Here is a 23379-nt window from a genome sequence, read left to right as displayed (position 1 = left end):
CCGCGGCGGCGGTGCCCGCCTTCCGGGCGGGTGGGGCGCGGGCGGGTCAGAGGGTGCCGCGCCGGTCGCCCGGCGTCCCCCCCTGGTCGCCCGGTGCGATACGCCCACGCCACGCCCCGGTCTCGCCGCCCCGTTCCTCGATGTACTGCTTGAAGCGGTCCATGTCCCCCTTGATGCGCCGGTCCACCACCCCCAGCAGGTCCCCGGTCTTCTCCGCCATGCCGCTGGGTTCGATGTCCATCACCAGCTCGACACGTGTGTGCGCGTCGTCGACCCGTTCGAAGCGGACCGTGCCCCGCTGGTGGGTGTCGCCGCTGGTGGTGCGCCAGGTGATGCGCTCGTCGGGAAGCTGGTCGACGATCTCGGTATCGAACTCACGCTTGACGCCCGACACCTTCGTGACCCAGTGGTTGTGGCGGTCGTCCAGCTGCCGGATCTCCTCGACACCTTCCATGAAGTGCGGGAAGGACTCGAACTGGGTCCACTGGTTGTACGCGGTGTGGACGGGGACGTCGACTTCCACCGTCTTCTTGACCGTGCTCATGCCCGTGTGCCTCCGGATTCGCTGATCGACTGCGGCGGACCAGGCCCGCCGTTCGGCATGGTGCGCGAGTACCCGGCCCGTACGGCTTTACGACTGCGCATGTCAGCGGGCCGGCCGGCAGCGGTCCGGCACCACGCGGCGGGCGCCCGATGCGCGCGATCGAGGCGGCGCCCACCCGGATCCACGGGGCGGCCGTCGTGCCGTGCGCGAAGACGCCCGGCAGCCGCAGGGCGTGCTGGTGGTCCGGATCGTGCGGGGCGGGCGAGCGGGACGTCGATGAACGGTAGGGAGCCACTTCCGCGTGGTCAAGAGTGCCCACCGGAGGCCACAATTGCCCACACGGTCGAACGCGGCTCGCCAGCCGCCGAACCCGCTGGAAGCGAGGGGTTCCGGCCCGCGGTACCGCTCCGACCTCGCCGTTTGGTCTGAACCAAGAGGTCTAGACATCGTGTTCGCTCCTGTGCCACGGTGACCACCGGGTCACCCACTGTTCAGCGCCGTCCGGCGACTGGCCCCTGCGCGCGGCCCCGTACCGGCTCCACGGATCCAGCCCTGGACAGGCCCCGCCGGGCCGTCCGCCTCCTTCGCAACGGATCGGAGACCCGTGAAGAGACCCCGTTCCCTCATCAGCGCGACCCTCCTGGCCGTCGGCCTCGCCGCCGGTCAACTCGGCCTCGGGCCCGTGGCCCACGCCGGGCCCGCCACCGAACTCGCGGCCGGGCAGGGCCTCCCCGTGGTCTCCCCCACCCCGCGGTCGATCGCCAGGGCGGGCGCGGACGCCGAGGTCACCGGGCACGCGGTCGTCGTGGCGGACGACCGCACCGACCCTGCCGCCCGCGACCGGCTGAAGAGCGAGCTGCGCGCCCATGGTGCCGGCCGCATCGACGTCGTCGCGCCCGGCGTCCGGATCCCGCCCGGACTCCTGACGGTGCGTCTGGGGCCGGCCTCCAGGCCGGACATCGCCGCCGGCCTCGACGGCACGACCGTGCCCGGCCAGGCCGAGGGGTATGCGCTGCGGGTGACCTCGCAGGGTCCGCGCAAGCAGGTCGCCCTGGGCGGCACGGACGCCTCCGGGCAGTTCTACGCCGTGCAGACGCTGCGCCAGCTGTTCGTGCGGTCCTCCCGCGGCTGGCGCATCGCCGGGGCCCGGGTCAGCGACCACCCCGCCATGCCGTTGCGCGGCACCATCGAGGGCTTCTACGGACAGCCCTGGACCCAGGCCGAACGCCTGGACCAGATGGACTTCTACGGCGACGTCAAGGCCAACACCTACGTCTACGCGCCCAAGGACGACCCTTACCACCGCGACAAGTGGCGCCTGCCGTACCCGGCCGACAAGCTCGCCGAACTCGGGCAACTGGTCGCACGGGCGAACGCCAACCACGTCCGGTTCACCTTCGCCGTCTCCCCCGGCGGCTCCGTCTGCTACTCCGACCCCGCCGACCGGGCGGCGCTGAAGGCGAAACTCCAGGCGGTCTACGACCTCGGCGGGCGCGCGTTCTCCATCCCGCTGGACGACATCAGCTACACGAAGTGGAACTGCGCCGGCGACCAGGCGGCGTACGGTGGGCCCGGACGCACCGCCGCGGCGAAGGCCCAGGTGGATCTGCTCAACGACGTGCAGCGCGGCTTCGTCGCCACCCACCCGGGCACCCGGCCCCTGCAGACGGTGCCCACCGAGTACGGGGACCTCACCGACACGTCGTACAAGCAGACCCTGCGGGCCACGCTGGATCCCGCGGTCGTCGTCATGTGGACCGGCACCGACGTCGTCCCACCCGCCATCACCGACGAGCAGGCCGACGCGGCCTCCAAGCTGTTCGGCCGCAAGGTCTTCGTCTGGGACAACTATCCGGTCAACGACTACGGCAACACCAGTGGCCGGCTGCTCCTCGCGCCGTACGACAAACGCGAGGCCGGTCTCTCCGAGCACCTGAGCGGCATCGTCGCCAACCCCATGAACCAGCCCTACGCCAGCGAGATCGCCGTGTCCGGGGCGGCGGGCTTCGCCTGGAACGACCGCGCCTACGACGCGAACGCCTCCTGGACGCAGGCCCTGGCCCACCTGGCGGGCGGCGACCGCGAGGCGGCAGGCGCCCTGCGCGTCTTCGCCGACCTGGAGCACCTCGCCCCCACCTTCGGGGCGACGCCGTGGCAGCCGCAGGCTCCGGAACTGAGCGCGCGCCTCAAGGCGTTCTGGACGCAGTGGAAGGCCGGGGACCGGACGGGGGCGCTGACGGGACTGCGCGCGTACGCCACCGCCGTCGCGCAGGCCCCGGCCCGGATCCGCGGCGGAGCCGTGGGGGCGGGTTTCGTCGCCGACGCCGGGCCGTGGCTGAACGCCACCGCGCTGTGGGGCAGGTCGATGGTGTCCATGGTGGACGCCCTCACGGCCCGGGTCCACGGCGACGCCGACCGCGCGCAGTCCCTGCTCACCGAGTCCCGTGCCCTCCGGCGGCAGGCCGAGGCAGTGCGCGTCGACCCGTCGCGCAACGCCTGGGGGAAGGCCCAGGTGAAGGTCGGTGACGGGGTCCTCGACGCCTTCCTCGTCCAGGCCGACACGATGCTGGAGCTGTGGGACTCCGCCGGTGGCGCGGAGAACCTCGCCCTGACGGGCACCGCGAGCGCCTCCAGCGTGGAGCAGGGCCTCGACCGGCTGGCCGCCCGCTACGTCAACGACGGCGACACCGCGACCCGGTGGGCCTCGGGGTACGGCGACGACGAGTGGGTGCAGATCAAGCTCGCCGCGCCCGCGAAGGTCGCCGCGGTGACGCTGGCCTGGGAGAGCGCCTGCGCGAGTGAATACCGCGTGCAGACCTCGGCCGACGGCGTCCACTGGACCACCGCCGCCACCGTGGCGCCCGCCGCCTGCGGCACCGACGTCATCCGCCTCACCGCCGACCGGCCCGTGGACTACGTCCGGATGCAGGGCGTCGAACGCCGCACGAGCTGGGGCTACTCCCTCTACGAGATGGGCGTGTACGGCGCTCCCGCGAGCGGCTGAGCACAGCAGGAGGGGCGGACGGTCCTGAACGACCTGCCGCCCCTGGCCTGTCGGCGCCGTCGGCCCGGCTGGAGCCGCACGGTGACCGTCCCCTCGCGGGGCACGGTGACCTGGCGGCTCCAGGCGCCCGCCACCACCCTCGTGCCCGTGCCGGGGGCGCCGCGCAGGGTGAAGCCACGGACCTGGCCGGCCGCCCACTCCACGTCGACGGTGAGGTCCCCGCGCACCCCGATCCCGGTGACCTCACCGCGGGCCGCCCAGGCCGTGGGCAGCGCCGGCAGCAGCACCAGGCGGCCGGGGCGGGACTGCGCCAGCATCTCGACCATCGCGGACGGCATGCCGAGGTTGGCGTCGATCTGGAACACCGAACTGCTGCCGCTCAGCTGGTACATGTCGAAGAAGTTGCCGGCCGCTCCGTTGCTGGAGCCTACGGACGGCTTCAGCACCTCCTCCAGGAGCCGGCAGGCCTTGTCGGCGTTCTTCAGCCGGGCCCAGCACAGCGCGCGCCAGGCGCTGCCCCAGCCGTAGCTGACCATGCCCCTGGCGGTGAGGAGCGCGGTGACGCCGTCCAGGATCCCGGCCGGGGAGTCCTGGAGGTTGATGCGGTCGCCGGGGAAGAGGCCGACCAGCGGGGACAGGTGCCGGTGCGTCGTCTCGCCGAGGTCGGCGTCGGTCATCCACTCCTCCAGCCGGCCGGTGGTGGGCGCAGATCGCCTCGTGGGAGGGGTGGCCGGTCACCAGCGCGCCGAGCCGCCCGTTGCCGATCGGCAGCCCCTGTTCCATGATCCGGGACTCGCTGCCCGGGGCCGGGTACCACAGGGTCACCGCCTCCTCGTCCGGCACCGGTCGTGCCGAGGCCGGCCGGGGCACGGCGCTCGCCGCGGCGGTGAACTCCGGGAGGGAGGAGAGCGCGACGAGCGCGCCCAGGGAACCGGCCGTGCGCGGCATGCCGCGCCGGGTCGTGCCGTCCGGGGCGGCGGTGCGGGCGGGGTGGGAGTCGCAGGGGTCAGCCATGGCCTGTCCTTCTGTCTCGGGAGAACCGACGAACGGGCCGACTCGGGGCGCCGGGAAGCGGGGCCGGCGGAAGTGGGGCGGCCACGGCGGGGCAGGGACCGCGTCCACGACGGCGCGCGAGCCGGACCACCACCGTGCACTGTTATCGATGCCAAGACCTTACAGACTGTCGCCGCAAACAGAACCAGTTCTGCGAAACAAGGGGTCCCAGACTCTGTTGTTAGCGATAACGTTCCCCTACTGTCTTCCTCACTCTCCCGTTCAGAGTCACGAGGAAGCTCCCAGGTGGAACCCATGACCCTGCCCCCTCCCCGGCGTTCCCGGCGCACCGGCCGGACAAGACCCGGCGCCGCCGCCACGACCGCCGTGCTCATCGCCCTGGGCACGCTGTCGGCCGGTGCCCTGCCGGCCCACGCGGGCCCGGCCGAAGCCTCCACGCCGGCCGCTCCGGCGCCCGCGGACCACCCCGCGACCCCGGTCGAACTGACCGCCCGGGGCCTGAGCGTCCAGGTGGCCGAGGAGTACCCCCAGGTCATCTCGTACACGGTGGACGGCAGGACGCTCGGCGGCCAGGCGCGGGCCCTGGACACCTTCACCGTCAACGGCAAGGCACACACCGCCACCACGGCGATGAAGGCGCACGGCAGCCAGGCGGTCTACACGTCCACCTTCGCCGACCTGCCGGACCTCACCATCACCTCGACGATCACCGTGACCGACCGGCGGACGGTCGTCTTCGCGGTGAAGAGCATCGAGGGCGCCGCCGCCTCGACCGTGGACCAACTGGCCCTGCCCGACCAGTCGCTCGTCTCGGTCGACTCCTCCGATCCGCACGCGACGCTGGCCCGGACGAGGATCTCGGCGGACTCGACGACCACGGCGGACCAGTTCGTCCCGATCACCGCGGCGACGGCCCCGGACAAGGCCGCCGTCGGCACGCCCTACGGGTTCGTGAGCGACAGCGGTCTGGCCGCCGGCCTCGTCACCAACGCGACCGACGACTCCGCGCAGGACAACAACGACAACTGGAACACCCGCCTGCAGTCCCGGATCGTGGACGCCGGCAACGGCGCGCGCCGCGCCGAACTGTCCGTCGGCTCCTACACGTACGCGCCCCGGGGCGCCACCGACCCGCGGGTGCGGACCTACGCCCTGCCCCGGACCACCGTGGTGCTCGCCACGGACGCCAACGGCGACGGGCGGGTGGACTGGCAGGACGGCGCCATCGCCTACCGGGCCCGGATGGCCCACCCGCTCGGCGCGGACCGCGTGCCCGAGCGGGTCGTGCAGCACATCCCCTTCAACTTCGCCAGCCAGGCGACCAATCCGTTCCTGAAGACGCTCGACAACGTCAAGCGCATCTCGATGGCCACGGACGACCTCGGGCAGTGGGTGCTGGAGAAGGGCTACGCCGACGAAGGCCACGACTCGGCGCACCCCGACTACGGGGGCAACTACAACGTCCGGGCGGGCGGTCTCGCCGACCTGAACGAGCTCACCGCGGCCGGTGCCGGCTACAACTCCGACGTCGCCGTGCACGTGAACGCCACCGAGGCCTACCCGCAGGCCAGGAACTTCACCGACGCCCTGGTCAAGGGCCAGGTCAATGGCTGGGACTGGCTGAACCAGTCGTACCACATCGACCAGCGCACCGACCTGGGCAGCGGCGCGATCGTCGACCGGTTCAAGGAGCTGCGCAAGCAGGCCCCGGGCATCAGGACCGTCTACATCGACGCCTACTACTCCAGCGGCTGGCTGGCCGACGGGCTGGCCGCGCAACTGCGCGAGCTCGGCTTCGAGGTCGCCACCGAGTGGGCGTACAAGTTCGAGGGCAGCTCCGTGTGGTCGCACTGGGCGAACGACAAGAACTACGGCGGCGCCACCAACAAGGGCATCAACTCCCGCATCGTCCGGTTCATCGCCAACTCAGACCGCGACGTGTGGAACGTGGACCCGCTGCTCGGCGGCAGCAGCATCAAGGAGTTCGAGGGCTGGACCGGACACGACGACTTCAACGCCTTCTACCGCAACATCTGGACCGACAACCTGCCGACCAAGTTCCTCCAGCACTACCAGGTCATGAACTGGGACTACGGCAGGTCCGCCACCCTCACCGGCGGCGTCCGCGTCGCCCTGGCCGACGGCAGGCGCCAGGTGTCGATGGACGGCTCGGTCGTGCTCGACGGCGACACCTACCTGCTGCCGTGGGGCGAGGCGAAGGGCGGGAACGGAACCTCCTCGCCGAGCCGGGCCGACAAGATGTACTACTACAGCGGCTCGGGCGGGACGCATACCTTCACACTGACCGGGCAGTTCGCCGCCACCCGCTCCTTCACGCTCTACAAGCTCACCGACCAGGGCCGGGTGAAGGCCGCACAGGTACGGGCCCGGGACGGGAAGGTGACGCTCACCGGCGACAAGGACCAGCCCTACGTACTCGCGCCGAACGGCGACCGGGCGCCGCACCGCGACGCCCACTACGGCGAGGGCACCCCCCTGGCCGACCCCGGCTTCAACGCCGGGAACCTGGACGCCTGGAACGCCCGGGGCGCGGCGGTCGCCCGCACCGCCACCGGCGACAACGTGGCACGGCTCGGCACCGGCGCGTCCGGCCTCTCCCAGCGGGTCAAGGGCCTCACACCCGGCAAGCGGTACACGCTGAGCGCCGACGTCGAGGTCGCCGCCGGGCAGCGCCGCGCCGTCACCCTCGGCGTGAGCGGCCACGAGGTGTCGGCCCGCAACGCCTTCGACACCACACCGCTGCGCAACACGGTCGCTGCCGACGCCAAGCAGGGCACCTACGCGCAGCGCGCCTCCGTCGCCTTCACCGCGCCGGCGAGCGGCCAGGTCACCGTGTCGGTCGCGGCGGCAGCCGGACAGGCGGCGGTCACCGTCGACGACGTACGGGTCATGGCCGACACCTCCGCACCGGCGCCGGGCGGGTCCGTGATCGCCGACGACGACTTCGAGGGGAACCAGCCGGGCTGGGGACCGTTCGTGAAGGGCGACGCGGGAGGCGTCACCGACCCGCGCACCAGCGTGAGCCGGCTGCACGCGCCGTACAGCCAGAAGAGCTGGAAGAACACGCACTCGCCCTACGAGTCCGGGGCCCTGAAGGGGCAGGCGGTGGACGACGTCATCGACGGGGACCACTCCCTGAAGGCGCACGAGGAGAACACCGGGCTGGTGTACCGCACCGTGCCGGCGACGGTGCCGTTCGTCGCCGGTCACAAGTACGCGGTCTCGTTCGAGTACCAGAGCAACGTCGACGGCCAGTGGGCCTGGGTGACGGGTGCCGACCGGGTCGGGGACGGCAAGGTCGTCTCCAAGGACATCACCCGTGACGCGCTCGCCCCGGCGCTGGACACCGCGACGTACTCCAAGGAGATCGTCGCGGGCTGCGGTGACACCTGGGTGGGCCTGCGCAAGCTGGGCGGCGCGGGCGGTACGGACATGGTGCTCGACGACTTCCGGGTGACCGATCTGGGCCCGGTCGACGGCGGCGCCGCCTGTGCGAGCGTGACCACGCCCGCCGGTACGGATCTGAGCCCCGGCGTGCCCGGTGAGTACGTCACGACGTTCACCGACAACGAGGAGACCGACGCCACGGACGTCACCGTGCGGCTGGAGGGGCTGCCCGCCGGCTGGACCGCGATGGTGAAGGACCGTGACGGCAACGCCTTCGGCACCGTGAAGCCGGGCGCGAGCGTCGAGACGACCTGGATCCTCACCCCGCCGGCGGGCGCGGCCGGCACGTCGGCGACGTGGAAGGCGACGGCCGTGTACACGGGCTCGGGGGTGAGCAAGACGGTGTCGGCGCAGGCCAGGGCCACGGTGGCGAGCGAACCGCTCCTCTCCCCCGGCTCGATGCGCGCCGGTGCCGACTCGGAGAACCTGTCCTCCGGACCGGCGGAGGGCCCGGTGGCCAACGTGCTCGACGGCGACCCGGGCACCATCTGGCACACCGACTACACCGACTCCGACGCGCCTTACCCGCACTGGGTGACGCTGAAGCTGGGCGGTCCGGCCGCCGTGAACGGTTTCGGCTACCTGGACCGGCAGGGCGGCGGCCAGAACGGTCGCGTGGCCGGGTACGAGGTGTCCGTCTCCGACGACGGCACCACCTGGAGGAGCGTCGCCGAGGGCTCGCTCGTCGACTCGCCCACCATGCAGCGGATCTCCTTCCCCACGGTGCGCGCCTCCTATGTCCGCTTCACCGCGCTGAGCGCCCTCAACGGCCAGCCGTTCGCGGCGGCCGCCGAGATGCGCGTGTACGGCACGGTGGTGGACCCGCCCACGGGTTACCCGCCGGCCGTCCGGCCATAGGCTCCCCCCGCCCCGAACCGGGCCTGCCGCGACCGACTTGTCCGTCCGTCGGCCGCGGCAGGCCTTTCGGCACGCACCTGTTGGCCGGCCCGGGGCGGGCCGACCGCCGCCGCGGACGGAACCGCGCCCCCGCGGACGGGGGCGGGAACGCCGGCCGGTCTCTGCGGCCGGCCGTCCAGCGAGCGGGGAGCCGGTCCGCGGCGCGCCCGCTCAGGGGCGGCGCTCCAGGGTGGACTCCCTGACCACGAGTTCGAAGCCGGGCAGTATGCGCCGGGGTATGGGCTCGGTCCGGCCCGCGATGCGTTCCACGAGGCAGTCGACGGCGATCCGGGCGATGGCCTGTTTGTCGGGGGCGATGGTGGTGAGCGCCACGGCCGCGTAGCGGGCCTCCTCGATGTCGTCGAAGCCGACCACCGCGATGTCCTGCGGGACGCGCAGGCCCCGTTCGGCGAGCGCCCTCATCGCGCCCAGGGCGACCAGGTCGTTGAAGGCGAACACGGCGTCGGGCCGCTCGCCGCGGTCCAGCAGGGCGGCCACGCCCACCGCCCCGTCCTGCCGGGCGTAGCCGACCGTGGCGACGACGAGCGACTCGGGCGGGTTCAGACCGGCCGACCGGTACGCCTCGCGCCACCCGCGCAGTCGCAGATGGGCCGGTTCCCGCGCGCTCTCGTGGCTGGCCCCGAGGAACGCGATGCGGCGGCGCCCGGTGTCGAGGAGGTGCTGGACGCCGGCGCGCGCGGCCGCCACGTTGTCGATGGCGATGTGGTCGAAGGGCGCGTCGTACTCGCGCTCCCCGAGCAGCACCAGGGGGGAGGTCTCGGTGCGGGAGAGCAGGTCCTCCGTCTCCATCCGGATCGGGCTGAGGATGAGACCGTCGATGATCTGGGCGCGAAAGCCCTGGCAGACGAGGACCTCCTTCTCGCGCAGCCCCGCGGTGTGGTCCAGCAGGACGGTGTAGTCGTGGAGTGCGGCCGCGTCGATGACGGCGCCGGCCACCTCGGAGAAGTACGGGTTCCCCAGTTCGGGCACGGCCAGTGCGATGACACCGGTGCGGCCGTTGCGCAGGTGGCGGGCGACGAGGTTCGGCCGGTAGCCGAGTTCGTCGATGGCCCGCTGGACGCGCGCGCGGGTCCGGGGCGCCACATGGACATAGTTGTTCACGACGTTCGACACAGTCTTGACGGATACCCCGGCGCGCTGTGCGACGTCCTTCAGGCTGACGCCCACTGGGCTCCTTCTGTCGAGGGGCGGCGTCCCCGGCCGGCTGCGCCGCTTCAGTCCGTCTGCCGGGCGCGGCTGAGCAGTGTCTGGGCCAGCACCACGACGGCCAGGAAGGCGCCGTTGACGGTGTCGGTGAAGGCGGAGCCGTACTGGGAGAAGTAGTGGTCGATCAGGTTGTGGATGACGGCCAGCACCAGGACACCGCTGGCCGTGCCGCCGACGGAGCCGCTTCCGCCGGTCAGGAGCGTGCCGCCGATCACCACGGAGGCGATGGCGGTGAGTTCGTAGCCGACGCCGATGGTGGTGACACCGGACCCCAGGCGCGCGCTGCCGAGCGCGCCGGCCGCCGAGGCGAGCGTGGCGGACAGGACGTAGACGAGGACCTTGGTGCGGGCGACGGGGAGTCCCATCAGCAGGGACGCGTTCTCGTTGCCGCCCATCGCGGTGACCGTGGCGCCGAAGCGGGTGCGGGTGAGCAGGACAGCGCCCAGGGCGAAGAGCACGGCGACGGTGATCACCGGCACCCAGGTGCCTTCGCCCAGGCGCCGGAAGGCGGAGTCGGCGGGGACGAGGTACGTCGTGGCGCCCTCGTCCGTCAGGGCCTGCAGCAGGCCGCGCGCGCCCAGCAGCCCGGCGAGGGTGACGATGAACGGCGCCATCCGCCCCCGGGAGACGAGCAGCCCCTGGACCGTGCCCCACAGGGCGCCGGTCGCCAGCGGAAGCGCGATGGCCAGCCAGGTGCCTCCGGTGTGCGCGCCGTACGCGGCCACGACCCCGCCCAGCGCGTACAGGGAACCGACGGAGAGGTCGATGCCGCCGGTGAGGATGACGAAGGTCATGCCGAGGGCCAGCAGCCACACGAAGGCGTTGTTGCCGAGGATGCTGCTGATGTTGGACCAGGTCGGGAAGGTGGAGGAGGTCGCCGAGGCGATGGCGGCCATCAGCACCAGGACGGCCAGGGCGCCCCGGCGCTGGATGTGGGAGGCCATGCGTTCGCGGAGGGAGGGCTGGGCCGCCCGGGACGTGGACCGCGGTGGCAGCATGGCCGGTTGCGGGGCGGCGGTGCTCATCGTGTACCACGCTCCTGTGAGGCGTAGACCGCGCAGCAGATGATGGCGGCCTCGACGAGTTGGGTGTAGGACGAGTGCACGTTGTGCTGGGTGAGGACGGCGGTGATCAGCTGCATGAACAGCGCGCCCGCCACGGTGCCGAGGACCCGGACCCGGCCCCCGGTCAGCGGGGTGCCGCCGACCACCACGGCGGTGATGGCGTTGAGTTCCATGTTGAGGCCCTGGTTGGCGGGGTCGGCCTCGGCGCCGTGTCCGACGATCATCGCCCCGGCGAAGGCGGCCAGGACGCCGGAGAGCACGTAGACGGTGACGAGCACGCGGCGTACGGGCAGACCGGCGAGCTTGCTCGCCTGCCGGTTGTCGCCGATGGCGACCAGTTGCCGGCCGAACGTGGTGCGGCGGACCAGCAGCGCGGTGAGCACCGCGCACACCGCGGCGATCCACGCCATGACCGGGACGCCGGCGAACCCGTCCGAGCCGAGGCCGAGCAGCCCGGACTCGGAGACCGGTTTCGCCGAGTTGCCGTTGATGAGTTCGGCGGCGCCGCGCAGGCCGATCATGAGGGAGAGGGTGGCGACGATCGGCTGGATGCGCGCGAAGGCCACCATCGTGCCGCCGACGGCCCCGCAGACCGCTCCGGCCAGCAGGGCGAGGAGTATCGCGACCGGTGCGCCGTAGCCGAGGTAGAGAGGGACGACCGAGGCGGCCAGGGCGATGACGGCACCGACGGACAGGTCGACGCCCTCCGTGCCGATGACGAGGGCCATGCCGAGCGCGACCATGAGGGTCGGGGCGACCTGGAAGAGCTGGATGCGGACGTTGCCCGCGGACAGGAACGACGAGTCCAGGACGGCCGCCACGACGAAGAGGACGAGCAGCGCGGCGTAGACGCCGTAGGCCTGGAGCATGCGCAGCAGCCGGGCGCGGTCCGGCACGACGGGGCCGGCCCAGGTGGTGGGGGTCATCGGGGCTCCTCCTTCGTCACGGCCGGGCGGCCCGGGGCCTGCCCGGGCGCGCTCTGCCGACCTGCGGCGCCTGCGGCGGGCGACGCGTGCGCGTGCCCGTCGTCCGCGTGCCCGTCGTCCGCGTGCCCGTCGTCCGCGGCGGCGGAAGCGGACGCCAGGGTGTCGAGCACCGCCTGCTCGCTCACCTCCTCGCCCCGCAGGTGGCCGACCGCCCGGCCGTCCTTGAGGACGACGATCCGGTCCGAGCCCTCGATCAGTTCCTCCAGGTCGGAGGAGATCAGCAGTACCGCGAGCCCCTGTTCGGCGAGTTCGTCGACGAGTGCCTGCACCTCCGCCTTGGCGCCCACGTCGATGCCGCGGGTCGGTTCGTCCAGGAGCAGCACCTTGGGGTCCAGGCACAGCCAGCGGGCCAGGAGCACCTTCTGCTGGTTGCCGCCCGACAGGTCGCTGACCTTCTGGTCGGGTCCGGAGGCCTTGATGCGCAGGCGTTCCATGAAGAAGCGGACGACCTCGTCCTGTCTGGACGGTGAGATCACCCCGGCGCGGGCGAGGCGGGGCAGCAGCGCGAGGGAGATGTTCTCCCTGACGGACAGGTTGGGCAGGATGCCTTCCGTCTTGCGGTCCTCGGCGAGCATCACCACGCCGGCCTTGATCGCGGCGGCGGGGCTGCGCCGGGCCAGGGCCGTGCCGGACACCTCGACGGTGCCGCCGTCGGTGGGCAGGGCGCCGATGATCGCCTTGGCGGTCTCGCTGCGCCCGGCGCCGAGCAGGCCGCCCAGTCCCACGACTTCGCCGCGGTGGACGTCCAGGCCGATGCCGTGCAGCCGGTGCCGTACCGTCAGGTCCATCGCGCGCAGCGCGGGCGTTCCCTCGTGCCGGTCGTGGTGCTCCGCGCCGAAAGCCGTGGCGCCCTTGGCGCGGACCGTGGACATCTCACGGCCGAGCATCAGCGAGATGAGTTTCAGCCGTTCCAGGCCGGCCATGGCACCGGTGTGCACGACCGCGCCGTCGCGCATCACGGTGACCCGGTCGCAGATCGCGTACAGCTCGTCCAGGCGGTGGCTGACGTAGACGACGGCGATGCCCTGGCTCCTGAGGTCGCGGATCACCGAGAACAGGGTCTCGACCTCGCGGGGTTCCAGCGACGAGGTCGGCTCGTCCATCACGACCACGCGGGCGTCGATCTGCACGGCCCGGGCGAGGGCCACCATCTGCTGGGCGCCGAGCCCGAGGGTGCCCAGGGGGCGGGTGACGTCCACGTCGACGCCGTACCGCTTCAGGGTGTCGCCGGCCGTGCGGTTCATGGCCCGCACGTCGACGAGTCCGAAGCGGCGGGGTTCGCGGCCCAGGCAGAGGTTGCGGGCCACCGACATCAGCGGGACGAGGTTGACCTCCTGGTAGATGGTGGAGATGCCCGCCGCCTGTGCCTCCAGCGGGTTGCGGAAGGCGCGGTCCTCGCCCGCGAGGCGCACCGTGCCGGCGTCGGGCCGGTACACGCCGGTCATCACCTTGATCAGCGTCGACTTCCCGGCGCCGTTCTCCCCGATGAGGGCGTGCACCTCACCGGGGCGCAGCCGGAAGTCCACCTCGCGCAGGGCGCGGACACCGGCGAAGCTCTTGTCGACCCCGGCGACTTCGACGATCCAGTCGCTGCGGGGCCGCGGGTCCTGCTGGACCAACGTCTCTCCTCCTCCCGCGGGCTGCCGGGGGCAGCCGCCGGTCTGCCGGGCCGCGGTCACGGCTGCCGCGGCCCCGGTGTGTGCGCCGCCGGCCTCAGTACACGAGGCCCTGGTCGAGGGCCTGCTGGGCGTTGCCCGAGGTGAAGTGCCCGTCCTTGATGATCACCTTGGCCTGGACACCGGTGGTGCCGTAGAAGTCCTGGAGCGCCTGGAAGGCCAGCGGACCGAAGCGCGGGTTGGTCTCGATGTCCGACACCATCTGGCCGGAGGCGACGTTCTTGACGGCCTGCTGGATGCCGTCGATGGAGACGACCTTGATGTCCTTGCCGGGTGTCTTGCCGGCGGACCTGACGGCCTGGATCGCCCCGAGTGCCATCTCGTCGTTCTCCGCGTAGATCGCGTTGATGTCGGAGTGGGACTGCAGCAGCTGTTCCATGACCTTCTGGCCGTCGGTCTGGGCGAAGTTGCCGGTCTGCGAGGCGACGATCTTCATCTTGGGGTACTTGGCCTTGACCTGGTCCTCGAAGCCCTTGGTCCGGTCGGTGGTGACGTTGTTGCCGGGGGTGCCGGTCAGGATGGCGACGTGTGCCTCGCCGCCGTTCGTGGCGGAGGCGAGGTCGTCGGCGGCGATCTGTGCCTGGTGGTAGAAGTCGGACCCGATGAAGGCCATGAAGTCCGTGCAGGCGCTGCCGCCGACCGTGCGGTCGATGGTGAGCACGGGGATCTTCGCCGACTTGGCCTTGGCGAGGGCCGGACCGAGGCCGTCGGAGTTCTCCGGGGCGACGATCAGGGCCTTGGCGCCCTGGGCGATCATGTCCTCGATCTGCGAGTTCTGGGCGTTGACGTCGGCGTTGGCGTTGCGCTCGATGAGCTTGACGCCCAGCTTCTTCGCCTGCTGCTCGATGCTCTTGGTCTCGGTGGCCCGGAAGGGGTTGCTGGTCGACTCCGACTGGGAGAAGCCGACGACGGTCTTGCCGTCGGTGATGTCCAGCTTGGCCACCCCGCCGCCGTAGGTCTTGTACGTGCAGCCCGGTCCCGTCGCCGAGGGGGAGGCGACCTGCTGCGAGGCGCCCGCGTTGTCGTTCGCGGCGGCGGAGGACCCGGAGCCGGCGGAGTCGGAGGAGGAACCCGACTTGGTGCATCCGGTGACGGCGAGGCACAGGCCGACGGTCAGCACAGCGGCAGTGAGGGTCTTTGTCTGGGACGAGATGTTCACGCGCCGATCACATCCTCAACGGTGTAGGCGATGGCGGAACAGGGAGAGGGAGCCGTCTGGTGACCCGTTCGGCCGGCCGGTCCGAACGGGCGGGCTTTTCAACGTTGTAGACATTGAGGGAACGTCAAACTGGATGTCAACCCGCTGTTCACAACTGGCTTGCAGCGGCTGCCCGCTGGGCCCTCGGGGCGGTCCCGGGGCCCGGCGAAAGGGCTGCGGAGCCGCTCAGGACGCCCCTGCCCGGAACGGCTGCGCCGACGGGGTCGGGGGCGGCTCGGCGGGGGCGGCAAAAGGTGACGCGTGAGGGGTGGACACCGTTGTCAGGGCTGTGCTGTCATTTGGCTGCCTTCGTTTCCAACGTTGTCAACGCGCCATCACCGAGGGCCGCGCCCCGCAGGCCGGGGCTCCTCTCCACCCGCCGTGCGCGCCGCGGCGCGGCACCTCGCGCCGCCGCGGGCACCTCTTCCCCGCCCCGACAGGACGCTCTCCCGCAGACGCGCCGCTCGGCGGCGGGAGACCTCGTTTTCCTCGCATCCACCGCTCACCGCCGCACTGCCGGGCGGTCACCCAGGAGGACTTGATGAGCCATCACCTCGGTCCGGCCGACGACACGGGCGACGAGGAGGGCACGTCCCGCGCCCCGGTCAGCCGCCGCCGCCTCATCGGCTGGGCGGGTACGGCCGGCCTGGGCGGGGCGGCGGCGACGTTCCTGCCGTCCCCGGCCGCACAGGCACAGGCACAGGCACAGGCGGCCGGCGGTGCACCGGCCGGGCTGGACCGGGCAGCGGCCGGCACTCCGGCCGCGCGGACCGACGGGACCGGCACTCCCGTGTTCGACCCGGTCCGCCCGCCGGCCGTACCGCTCGCGGTCCGTTCGCCGTACCTGAGCGTGTGGATGCCGGCCGACAACCTGGCGGGCACCTGGCCGACCTTCTGGACCGGCCGCACCACCGCGATGTCCGGCATCGCGCAGATCGACGGTGTGCCCTTCCTCTTCCTCGGCGCGCCCAACGTGCCGGGCCACGTCCTGCGCGGCATGGTGCAGCGCTCCCTGACGGTGACCGCCACCCGTTCGCGCTACGTCCTCGAAGCCGCCGGCGTGCGACTGACCCTCACCTTCTGCTCCCCCGTCGAACCCGCGGACCTGCGGCGCCAGAGCATGCCGCTGTCGTACGTGACGGCACAGGCCGCCAGCAGCGACGGCCGCCCGCACGCCGTCCGGCTGTACTTCGACATCTCCGGCGAATGGGCGCACGCGGACTCGGCGACGAAGATCCGCTGGGAGCAGAAGGAGACGGCCTCTGGCGGGCACCCGCCGGTGACGACCCTGCGCTGCACGCCCAGCACGCCGAAGGAACTCGCCGAGCACGCGGACACCGCCACCTGGGGAAGCGTGCTGTTCAGCGCCACCTGGCGAGCTGGGACGACCTGGCAGATCGGCGCCGACACCACCGTACGGGCGGCCGCGCTCGACAAGGGCGGCCTCGCGGACACCGCCGACCCGGACCAGCCTCGGGCGATCAACGACCACTGGCCCGTCTTCGCCTTCCACTTCGACCTCGGCACGGTCGGCAGGAAGCCGCAGTCCGCGGTGCTGTCCCTCGGCCACGTGCGCGAGCCCGCCGTCCGTTACCTCGGCAGCCCGCTGCCGCCGCTGTGGCGCTCGCACTGGCCGTCCTGGGAGCCGATGGTGGCCTTCTTCCACGCCGACCACGACGCCGCCGAGGTCCGCACGGCAGCGCTGGACACCAGGGTCAGACGCGACGCGACCCGGGCCAAGGGCCCCAAGTACGCGGCGCTGTGCGCCCTTTCACTGCGTCAGGCCTACGCGGGCACGGAACTGGTCAGCCGCGACGGCGAGCCGTGGGCCTTCCTGAAGGAGATCTCCAGCGACGGCAACGTCTGCACGATCGACGTCGCCTACCCGTCGATGCCGGCCTTCCTCTACACCGATCCCGCCTACCTGGGCGCCCTCCTGGCACCGATGCTGGAGTACGCGGAGCACGGCGGCTGGCCCAAGACGTTCGCCGAGCACGACCTGGGGTCGAGTTACCCCGACGCCGCCGGTCACAACGACGGCAACGAGGAGGACATGCCCGTCGAGGAATCCGCGAACATGCTCATCATGTCCGCCGCCTACGCCTTGCGCGCGGACGGACCGGCGGCGAAGGCCTTCTGCACCCGGCACTACACGATCCTCAAGCAGTGGGCCGACTACCTCGTCGACAACGCGCTCGACCCGGGCTACCAGAACCAGACCGACGACTTCACCGGGTTCATCGGACACAGCGTCAACCTCGCCCTCAAGGGGATCCTCGCCATCGGCGCCATGAGCCGCGTCGCCGCCGCGGCCGGGAACCGGCAGGACGGCGCGCACTACCGTGCCATCGCCGAGGACTACGTCTCCCAGTGGGCCGGCAAGGCCCAGGACCCCGATGGCCGGCACCTGAAGCTGGCCTACGACCAGCCGGGCACCTGGAGCCTGAAGTACAACGGCTACCCCGACGCGCTGCTCGGTCTCGGCCTCGTCCCGGACTCCGTCGCCGACCGGGAAGCCGAGTGGTACCTGACCCAGGTCAACCAGTACGGCGTCCCCCTGGACATCCGGCACTCCTACACCAAGGGCGACTGGGAGATGTGGACCGCCGCCTGGCTGCGCGAGCATCCGGTCAGCGACTACCTGATCGACGCTCTGCACGCCTTCGCGCACACGTCCGCGTCCCGTGTGCCCTTCACCGACTGGTACGACACGGTGACGAATCGGCAGAGCGGTTTCCAGGCCCGGCCGGTGATCGGCGGCGTCTTCGCCCTGCTCGCCCTGGAGGCCTGACACACGCCACCCGCACGGTCCGCGACGCGCCACCGCACAGCCGTCGACGCGCCACCGGACAGCCGTGAGACGCCGGCCCACGGTCGTCGACGCGCCGGCGCACAGCCGTGAGGCGGCGCCGCACGGTCGTCGACGCGGTCCTGGCGACGCCGTCGCCGCGGTCCTCGCTCGCCCCTGCCGCGGTCTCGCACCTTGAAGGAGATCCCATGGAACGCCGTACGTTCCTGTCCAGCTCCCTGTCCGCCGCCGGCGCCGTCGCGCTGACCGGCACCGCCACACCCGCGCACGCCTCCCCGTCCTCCCCCGGCCAGGTGGCCCCCGCCGACGGCACCGGTCCACGCACCGGCTCCGGCCCCCACTACACCGCCAACCGGGCCCCGCTCGGCCAGGAGCCGTTCCTGCGGCTGCCGCCCGGCAGCATCACCCCGAAGGGCTGGCTGCGCACCCAGCTGGACCTGCAGCTCGACGGGCTCAACGGACGCATGCCCGAGGTGTCCGACTACCTGCGCGAGACCAGCGGCTGGGCCGTCCCGGAAAACGACGGCTGGGAGGAACTCCCCTACTGGCTCAGAGGCTTCGGCGACCTCGGCTACGTCACCCAGGACAGCCGCACCCTCGAACTGACCCGTACCTGGATCGACCGCATCCTCGCCACCCGGCAGAGCGACGGCTTCTTCGGCCCGTCCCGCCTGCGCACGGCCCTGAACGGCGGGCCGGACTTCTGGCCCCACATGCCCGTACTCGACGCGCTGCGCACCTGGCACGAGTTCAGCGGCGACGACCGCGTCGTGCCCGCCCTGACCGGCTGGCTGGGGTTCCTCCACGCCCAGCCCGGCACGCTCTTCGGGCAGGGCTGGGGCTCGGCCCGGGTCGGCGACACCATCGACACCGCCTACTGGCTCTACAACCGCACCGGCGACGCCTGGCTGCTCGACCTGGTCCACACCATGCACGCCCACAGCGCCGACTACACCCACACGGTCCCGACCTGGCACAACGTCAACCTCGCCCAGGGATTTCGCGAACCCGCCCAGTACGGTGTCCTGGCCGGCGACCCCGCCTTCCTCGCGGCCACCCACCGCGTCTACGACACCGTCATGAACACCTACGGACAGTTCCCCGGCGGCGGTTTCGCGGCGGACGAGAACGCCCGCCCCGGCTACCACGACCCACGCCAGGGCTTCGAGACCTGCGGCATCGTCGAGTACATGCACAGCCACCAGATGCTCGCCCGGATCACCGGCGACACCGTGTGGGCCGACCGCTGCGAGGAGCTGGCCCTCAACCTGCTGCCGGCCGCCTTCGACCCCCGGCAGAAGGGCACCCACTACGTCACCTCGGCCAACAGCGTCCGGCTCGACGACGTGCCCAAGTCGCACGGTCAGTTCGACAACTCCTTCGCCATGCAGGCGTACATGCCCGGCATCCACCAGTACCGGTGCTGCCCGCACAACTACGGCATGGGATGGCCCTACTACGCCGAGGAGATGTGGCTGGCGAGCGCCGACGGCGGGCTGTGCGCCTCGCTGTACGGGGAGTCCTCCGTGCGCGCCCAGGTGGGGGACGGCACGACGGTCACCGTGACCGAGCGTACGGAATACCCCTTCGACGACACCGTCACCCTGACCGTGTCCACCCCGCACGCCGTGACCTTCCCCCTCTACCTGCGTGTCCCGGGGTGGTGCCGGCAGCCGTCGGTGCGGCTCGGCGGCCGGCCCGTGGCCGCCCGGCGCAGCGGCGGGTACCTGGTGCTCGACCGCCGCTGGCACGACCGCGACCGCATCGAGCTGCGGCTGCCGATGCGCACGACGGTACGCACCTGGAAGGGCAACGCGGACTCCGTCTCCGTCTCCCACGGCCCCCTCGCCTACTCGCTGCGGATCGAGGAGGACTGGCGGCGCTCCGGCGGCAGCGACACCTGGCCGGAGTACGAGGTGCACCCCGCCTCGGCGTGGAACTACGCGCTGGAGCTGGACCGGCACGATCCCGCACGGTCCTTCACCGTCGAGCGCACCCGCGCCGGCACCGCCTCCGGCAACCCCTTCACCCTGTCCGGCACCCCGCTGCTCCTGCGGGCCAGGGGACGGCGTCTGGACGGCTGGGTGAGCGACGACCAGAACGTCGCGGCACCCCTCCAGCCGAGCCCCGCCCGCACCACCGAACCGGTCGAACACCTCACCCTGGTCCCGGCCGCAGCCGCACGGCTGCGCGTCACCTCGTTCCCCACCGCCACCGCGTCGGGCAAGGCGCACGCGTGGGCGGCGGTCACCGCGTCCTTCAGCGGAGTGGACAGCCCCCAGGCCCTGCTCATGAACGCCTCGGTCACGCCCGCGAGTTCCTACGACCAGACGGTGCCGCGCTTCACCTGGTGGGACCGCACCGGGACCGAGGAGTGGGTCCAGTACGCGTACCCGGAGCCCGTCCGCGTCGGAGAGGTGTCGGTGTACTGGTACGACGACACCGGCCACGGTGCCTGCCGTGTCCCCGAGGCCTGGCGGCTGGAGCACCGCACCACGGACGGCCGGTGGCTCCCCGTCGGTGGCCCGCCCGACCACGGCACCGCCACCGACCGCTTCAACCGGGTCTCTTTCCCTGCCGTCACGGCCACGGCGCTGCGCATCACGGCGCAGCTCAGGCCGGGCTTCTCCGGCGGCCTGCTGGCCTGGCGCACCGGACCGGGTGCTCCGCCCCGGCCCTGATGGCCGGCCCTGATCCACCGCCTCCTTTCCCCCGTTCCGATGAAAGGTGAACGCCCTGATGAAAGGTGAATGCCCTTGAGTCCCGGAAGACAGCGCACGACGCTCCCCCGCCGACTGGCGGCGGTGGCTCCCCTGCTCCTCGGTGGCGCGCTCCTCGCGCCGGCCTCCCCCGCGCAGGCGGACGCGGCAGGGGGGACGGCCGGCACGACCGTCGCGCAGGGCCTGCGCAGCGACTGCTACCTCAGCTCCGACAGCACGTCGCTGGACTTCGCCACGTACGGCAGCACGGGGGTCCAGCCCTCCCTGAACGTGAAGGACCTCCTCCCGGCGCTGCGCAGTTGCGCCGGTTCCACCCAGAACGTCGCCGTGCACTGGACGGGGACGCTGGACGTCCCCACCGGCGGGTCCTACACGTTCTACATCAAGGGTGACAACGGCTTCCGCATGTCGCTCGACGGTGCGAGCGTCATCGACCACTGGACGACCGACTGGGACGTGCAGACCCAGTCCCAGCCGGTCACCCTGACGGCCGGCTCGCACCGGCTGTCCTTCGACTACAACCAGGGCAACGGCGGCGCCTACATCCAGACCGAGTGGTCGGGCCCCGGCATCGCCCGGCAACCCGTCCCGGACTCCGCGCTGCACACGCCCGCCGACTACACGCCCCTCGACCTGCACAGCGTCGTGCAGGCGTCCGGCCGCACGGCGGTCGTGCAGCTACCGGGACCGGTGGACGCGCTGCCCGCGGACCTGACCCGGCACGTCTCGGTGATCGCCGGCGGCCACCGCTGGTCGCCGACGGTGACCACGGACCCCTCCGACCACTCCAGGCTGGTCTTCACCGCCGCGGCCACGGACACCCCGGCGGCCATGAAGTCCCAGGTGCGGATCAGCTACGACGGCCAGGGCGGTCTGAGCACGGTCACCGGCCCGCTGGCCGTGTTCTCCAGCGTCGCGCAGAACGACTCCACCTGGTACTTCGCCACCAAGTGGGCCAAGGACGTCTCGCCGACCGAGGCGCTGCCCGACTACCCGCGCCCGCAGCAGACCCGCAAGCGGTGGGCCAACCTCAACGGCACCTGGCAGTTCCAGGCGACGGCCCAGGACGCCCCGCTGCCCCGGGGCAGACTCAGCGGGAAGATCCTGGTGCCCTACCCGATGGAGGCGCCGCTGTCCGGTGTCGCCGAGCACCACGACTGGTCGCTGTACCAGCGCACCTTCAAGGTGCCGGCCGGCTGGCGGGTCGGTTCGGGCAACCGGCTGCACCTGAACTTCGGCGCCGTGGACTACGAGGCCTGGGTCTACGTCAACGGCCGGCAGGTCGCCCACCACACCGGCGGCTACCAGGCGTTCACGGCCGACGTCACCGACGCGGTCACGCGCCACGGCGACCAGACGGTGCTGCTGAAGGTCAAGGACACCACCGACTCCTCCCAGCAGGCGACCGGCAAGCAGTCGCGCGACCCGAGCGGCATCTGGTACACGCCCACCTCGGGCATCTGGCAGACGGTGTGGATGGAGCCGGTTCCCGAGGAGAGCATCGACTCGCTGGTGCTCACCCCGAACATCGCGGACGACTCGCTGTCGGTCACGGTCCGCCCCGCCACCGGGACGAAGCGGACGGCGCGGGTGACCGCCACGGCCTACGACGGCCACCGGCGCGTCGGTTCGGTCAGCGGCACCGCCGGTACGGCCCTGCGGCTGCGCGTTGCGCACCCCAAGCTGTGGAGCCCTGACCACCCGTTCCTCTACGACCTGAAGGTCACCCTCTCCGACGGCCGTTCCCACGACAGCGTCGGGTCCTACTTCGGTATGCGGTCGATCTCGGTCGGCAAGGTCGGTGGAGTGAACAAGATCGAGCTGAACGGGAAGCCCACCTTCCTCCTGGCCACCCTCGACCAGGGCTTCTGGCCCGACGGCATCTACACGGCTCCCACGGACGCCGCCCTCAAGTCCGACCTCCAGCTGCACAAGGAGCTGGGCTTCAACACCGTGCGCAAGCACATCAAGGTGGAGCCGGCCCGCTGGTACTACTGGGCCGACCGGCTCGGGCTGCTCGTCTGGCAGGACATGCCCAGCCGCAACACCGACTCCGCCAGTGCCGCGAGCAACGCGGAGTTCGGCAAGGAGGTCCACGAGATCGTGGACCAGCACATCAGCAGCCCCTCCGTCGTCATGTGGACCATGATGAACGAGGGCTGGGGCGAGCAGAGCAAGCAGTCCACCGGAGCGCTCGCCGACTCGGTCAAGCAGCAGGACCCCTCGCGCCTGGTCGACGCCCACTCGGGAGTCAACTGCTGTGCCTCCAAGGGTGATTCGGGCCGCGGCGACGTCATCGACCACCACCTGTACCACGGTCCGGCGAACCCCGCGCCCGATGCCACCCGAGCGGCGGTGGACGGCGAGCACGGCGGCTACTCGCTGACGATTCCGGGACACATCGCGGGCGTCGCGGGCGGCCAGGACTACGGTGACGGTCCCACCGACATCGCGGAGATGACGAAGGCGTACGTGGACAACACCAGGCAGCTGATCCCGAACGCCGCCGCCGGCCTCTCCGGCTCCGTGTTCACGCAGATCAGCGACGTCGAGGGCGAACTCAACGGCCTGATCACCTACGACCGGGCGGTGGTGAAGGTCCACCCCGACGAGGTCAGGGCCGTCAACCGGGCGCTCATCGCGGCGGGCGCCGCGGCCGGCACGCCCGCGGGCACGGCCACGCGGTGACGTGACGGCCCGGCGCGGCACCGGGCACCCGGCCGCCGCGCCGCCCGGCCCCACGGCCCTCCCGGACCCGGTACCCACCGGGTC

General features: G+C 72.0%; 12 protein-coding genes and 1 pseudogene. 5 read left to right on the top strand and 8 right to left on the bottom strand.

What is annotated here, in order from left to right; translation table 11 throughout:
• Nucleotides 1-46 precede the first annotated feature (46 nt).
• On the bottom strand, nt 47-544 hold the full coding sequence (locus tag ACFC02_RS31150; protein WP_376364540.1) for an SRPBCC family protein: 498 nt from the start codon (nt 542-544) through the stop codon (nt 47-49).
• Nucleotides 545-1148: 604 nt separating this feature from the next.
• On the opposite strand from ACFC02_RS31150, the gene ACFC02_RS31145 reads away from it, so the two are divergent.
• On the top strand, nt 1149-3548 hold the full coding sequence (locus tag ACFC02_RS31145; RefSeq protein ID WP_376364537.1) for a beta-N-acetylglucosaminidase domain-containing protein: 2400 nt from the start codon (nt 1149-1151) through the stop codon (nt 3546-3548).
• On the opposite strand, the gene ACFC02_RS31140 is transcribed toward ACFC02_RS31145, so the two are convergent.
• Together ACFC02_RS31140 and ACFC02_RS31135 are read right to left on the bottom strand one after the other, a co-directional pair.
• Complete coding sequence (locus ACFC02_RS31140) at nt 3509-4237, bottom strand: glycoside hydrolase family 95-like protein (RefSeq protein ID WP_376364559.1); 729 nt, start codon at nt 4235-4237, stop codon at nt 3509-3511. The genes ACFC02_RS31145 and ACFC02_RS31140 overlap by 40 nt on opposite strands.
• Nucleotides 4238-4268: 31 nt before the next feature.
• Nucleotides 4269-4496, bottom strand: a pseudogene (locus tag ACFC02_RS31135) (hypothetical protein); the annotation flags it as partial.
• 360 nt (nt 4497-4856) lie between these two features.
• Between ACFC02_RS31135 and ACFC02_RS31130 the strand changes: the two are divergent.
• Nucleotides 4857-8888, top strand: coding sequence for an endo-alpha-N-acetylgalactosaminidase family protein (locus ACFC02_RS31130; protein WP_376364533.1), 4032 nt, complete (start codon nt 4857-4859; stop codon nt 8886-8888).
• Nucleotides 8889-9098: 210 nt separating this feature from the next.
• Here ACFC02_RS31130 and ACFC02_RS31125 read toward each other — a convergent pair whose 3' ends face one another.
• The 5 genes from ACFC02_RS31125 to ACFC02_RS31105 all read right to left on the bottom strand — a co-directional run bounded on the left by ACFC02_RS31125 (nt 9099) and on the right by ACFC02_RS31105 (nt 15039).
• Nucleotides 9099-10115 carry a LacI family DNA-binding transcriptional regulator gene (locus ACFC02_RS31125; RefSeq protein ID WP_360981158.1) on the bottom strand — a complete coding sequence of 339 codons (1017 nt, stop codon included), beginning with the start codon at nt 10113-10115 and terminating at the stop codon, nt 9099-9101.
• A gap of 47 nt (nt 10116-10162) precedes the next feature.
• Complete coding sequence (locus ACFC02_RS31120) at nt 10163-11179, bottom strand: ABC transporter permease (RefSeq protein ID WP_376364528.1); 1017 nt, start codon at nt 11177-11179, stop codon at nt 10163-10165.
• Complete coding sequence (locus ACFC02_RS31115; protein ID WP_376364525.1) at nt 11176-12144, bottom strand: ABC transporter permease; 969 nt, start codon at nt 12142-12144, stop codon at nt 11176-11178. Before ACFC02_RS31115 ends, ACFC02_RS31120 begins: the two co-directional genes overlap by 4 nt.
• A complete protein-coding gene (locus tag ACFC02_RS31110) occupies nt 12141-13823 on the bottom strand; it encodes a sugar ABC transporter ATP-binding protein (RefSeq protein WP_376364522.1) in 1683 nt (560 codons plus the stop codon). The genes ACFC02_RS31115 and ACFC02_RS31110 overlap by 4 nt, the downstream gene beginning before the upstream one ends.
• A 94-nt stretch (nt 13824-13917) precedes the next feature.
• Nucleotides 13918-15039, bottom strand: a complete 1122-nt coding sequence (locus tag ACFC02_RS31105) for an ABC transporter substrate-binding protein (protein ID WP_376364519.1) — start codon at nt 15037-15039, stop codon at nt 13918-13920.
• A gap of 580 nt (nt 15040-15619) precedes the next feature.
• On the opposite strand from ACFC02_RS31105, the gene ACFC02_RS31100 reads away from it, so the two are divergent.
• The 3 genes from ACFC02_RS31100 (at nt 15620) to ACFC02_RS31090 (ending at nt 23295) form a co-directional block, all read left to right on the top strand.
• Nucleotides 15620-17869, top strand: coding sequence for a glutaminase domain-containing protein (locus ACFC02_RS31100; protein ID WP_376364516.1), 2250 nt, complete (start codon nt 15620-15622; stop codon nt 17867-17869).
• 206 nt (nt 17870-18075) lie between these two features.
• Complete coding sequence (locus ACFC02_RS31095) at nt 18076-20568, top strand: beta-L-arabinofuranosidase domain-containing protein (protein WP_376364513.1); 2493 nt, start codon at nt 18076-18078, stop codon at nt 20566-20568.
• Nucleotides 20569-20643: 75 nt separating this feature from the next.
• Nucleotides 20644-23295, top strand: coding sequence for a PA14 domain-containing protein (locus ACFC02_RS31090; protein ID WP_376364510.1), 2652 nt, complete (start codon nt 20644-20646; stop codon nt 23293-23295).
• The last annotated feature ends 84 nt before the right edge of the window (nt 23296-23379 follow it).

Origin of the sequence: Streptomyces sp. NPDC056160 (assembly GCF_042268205.1) — a bacterium.
Taxonomy (GTDB): Bacteria; Actinomycetota; Actinomycetes; order Streptomycetales; family Streptomycetaceae; genus Streptomyces.
Note: the sequence above shows the minus strand (reverse complement) of the source record. Positions and strands in the feature narration are given on the sequence as shown.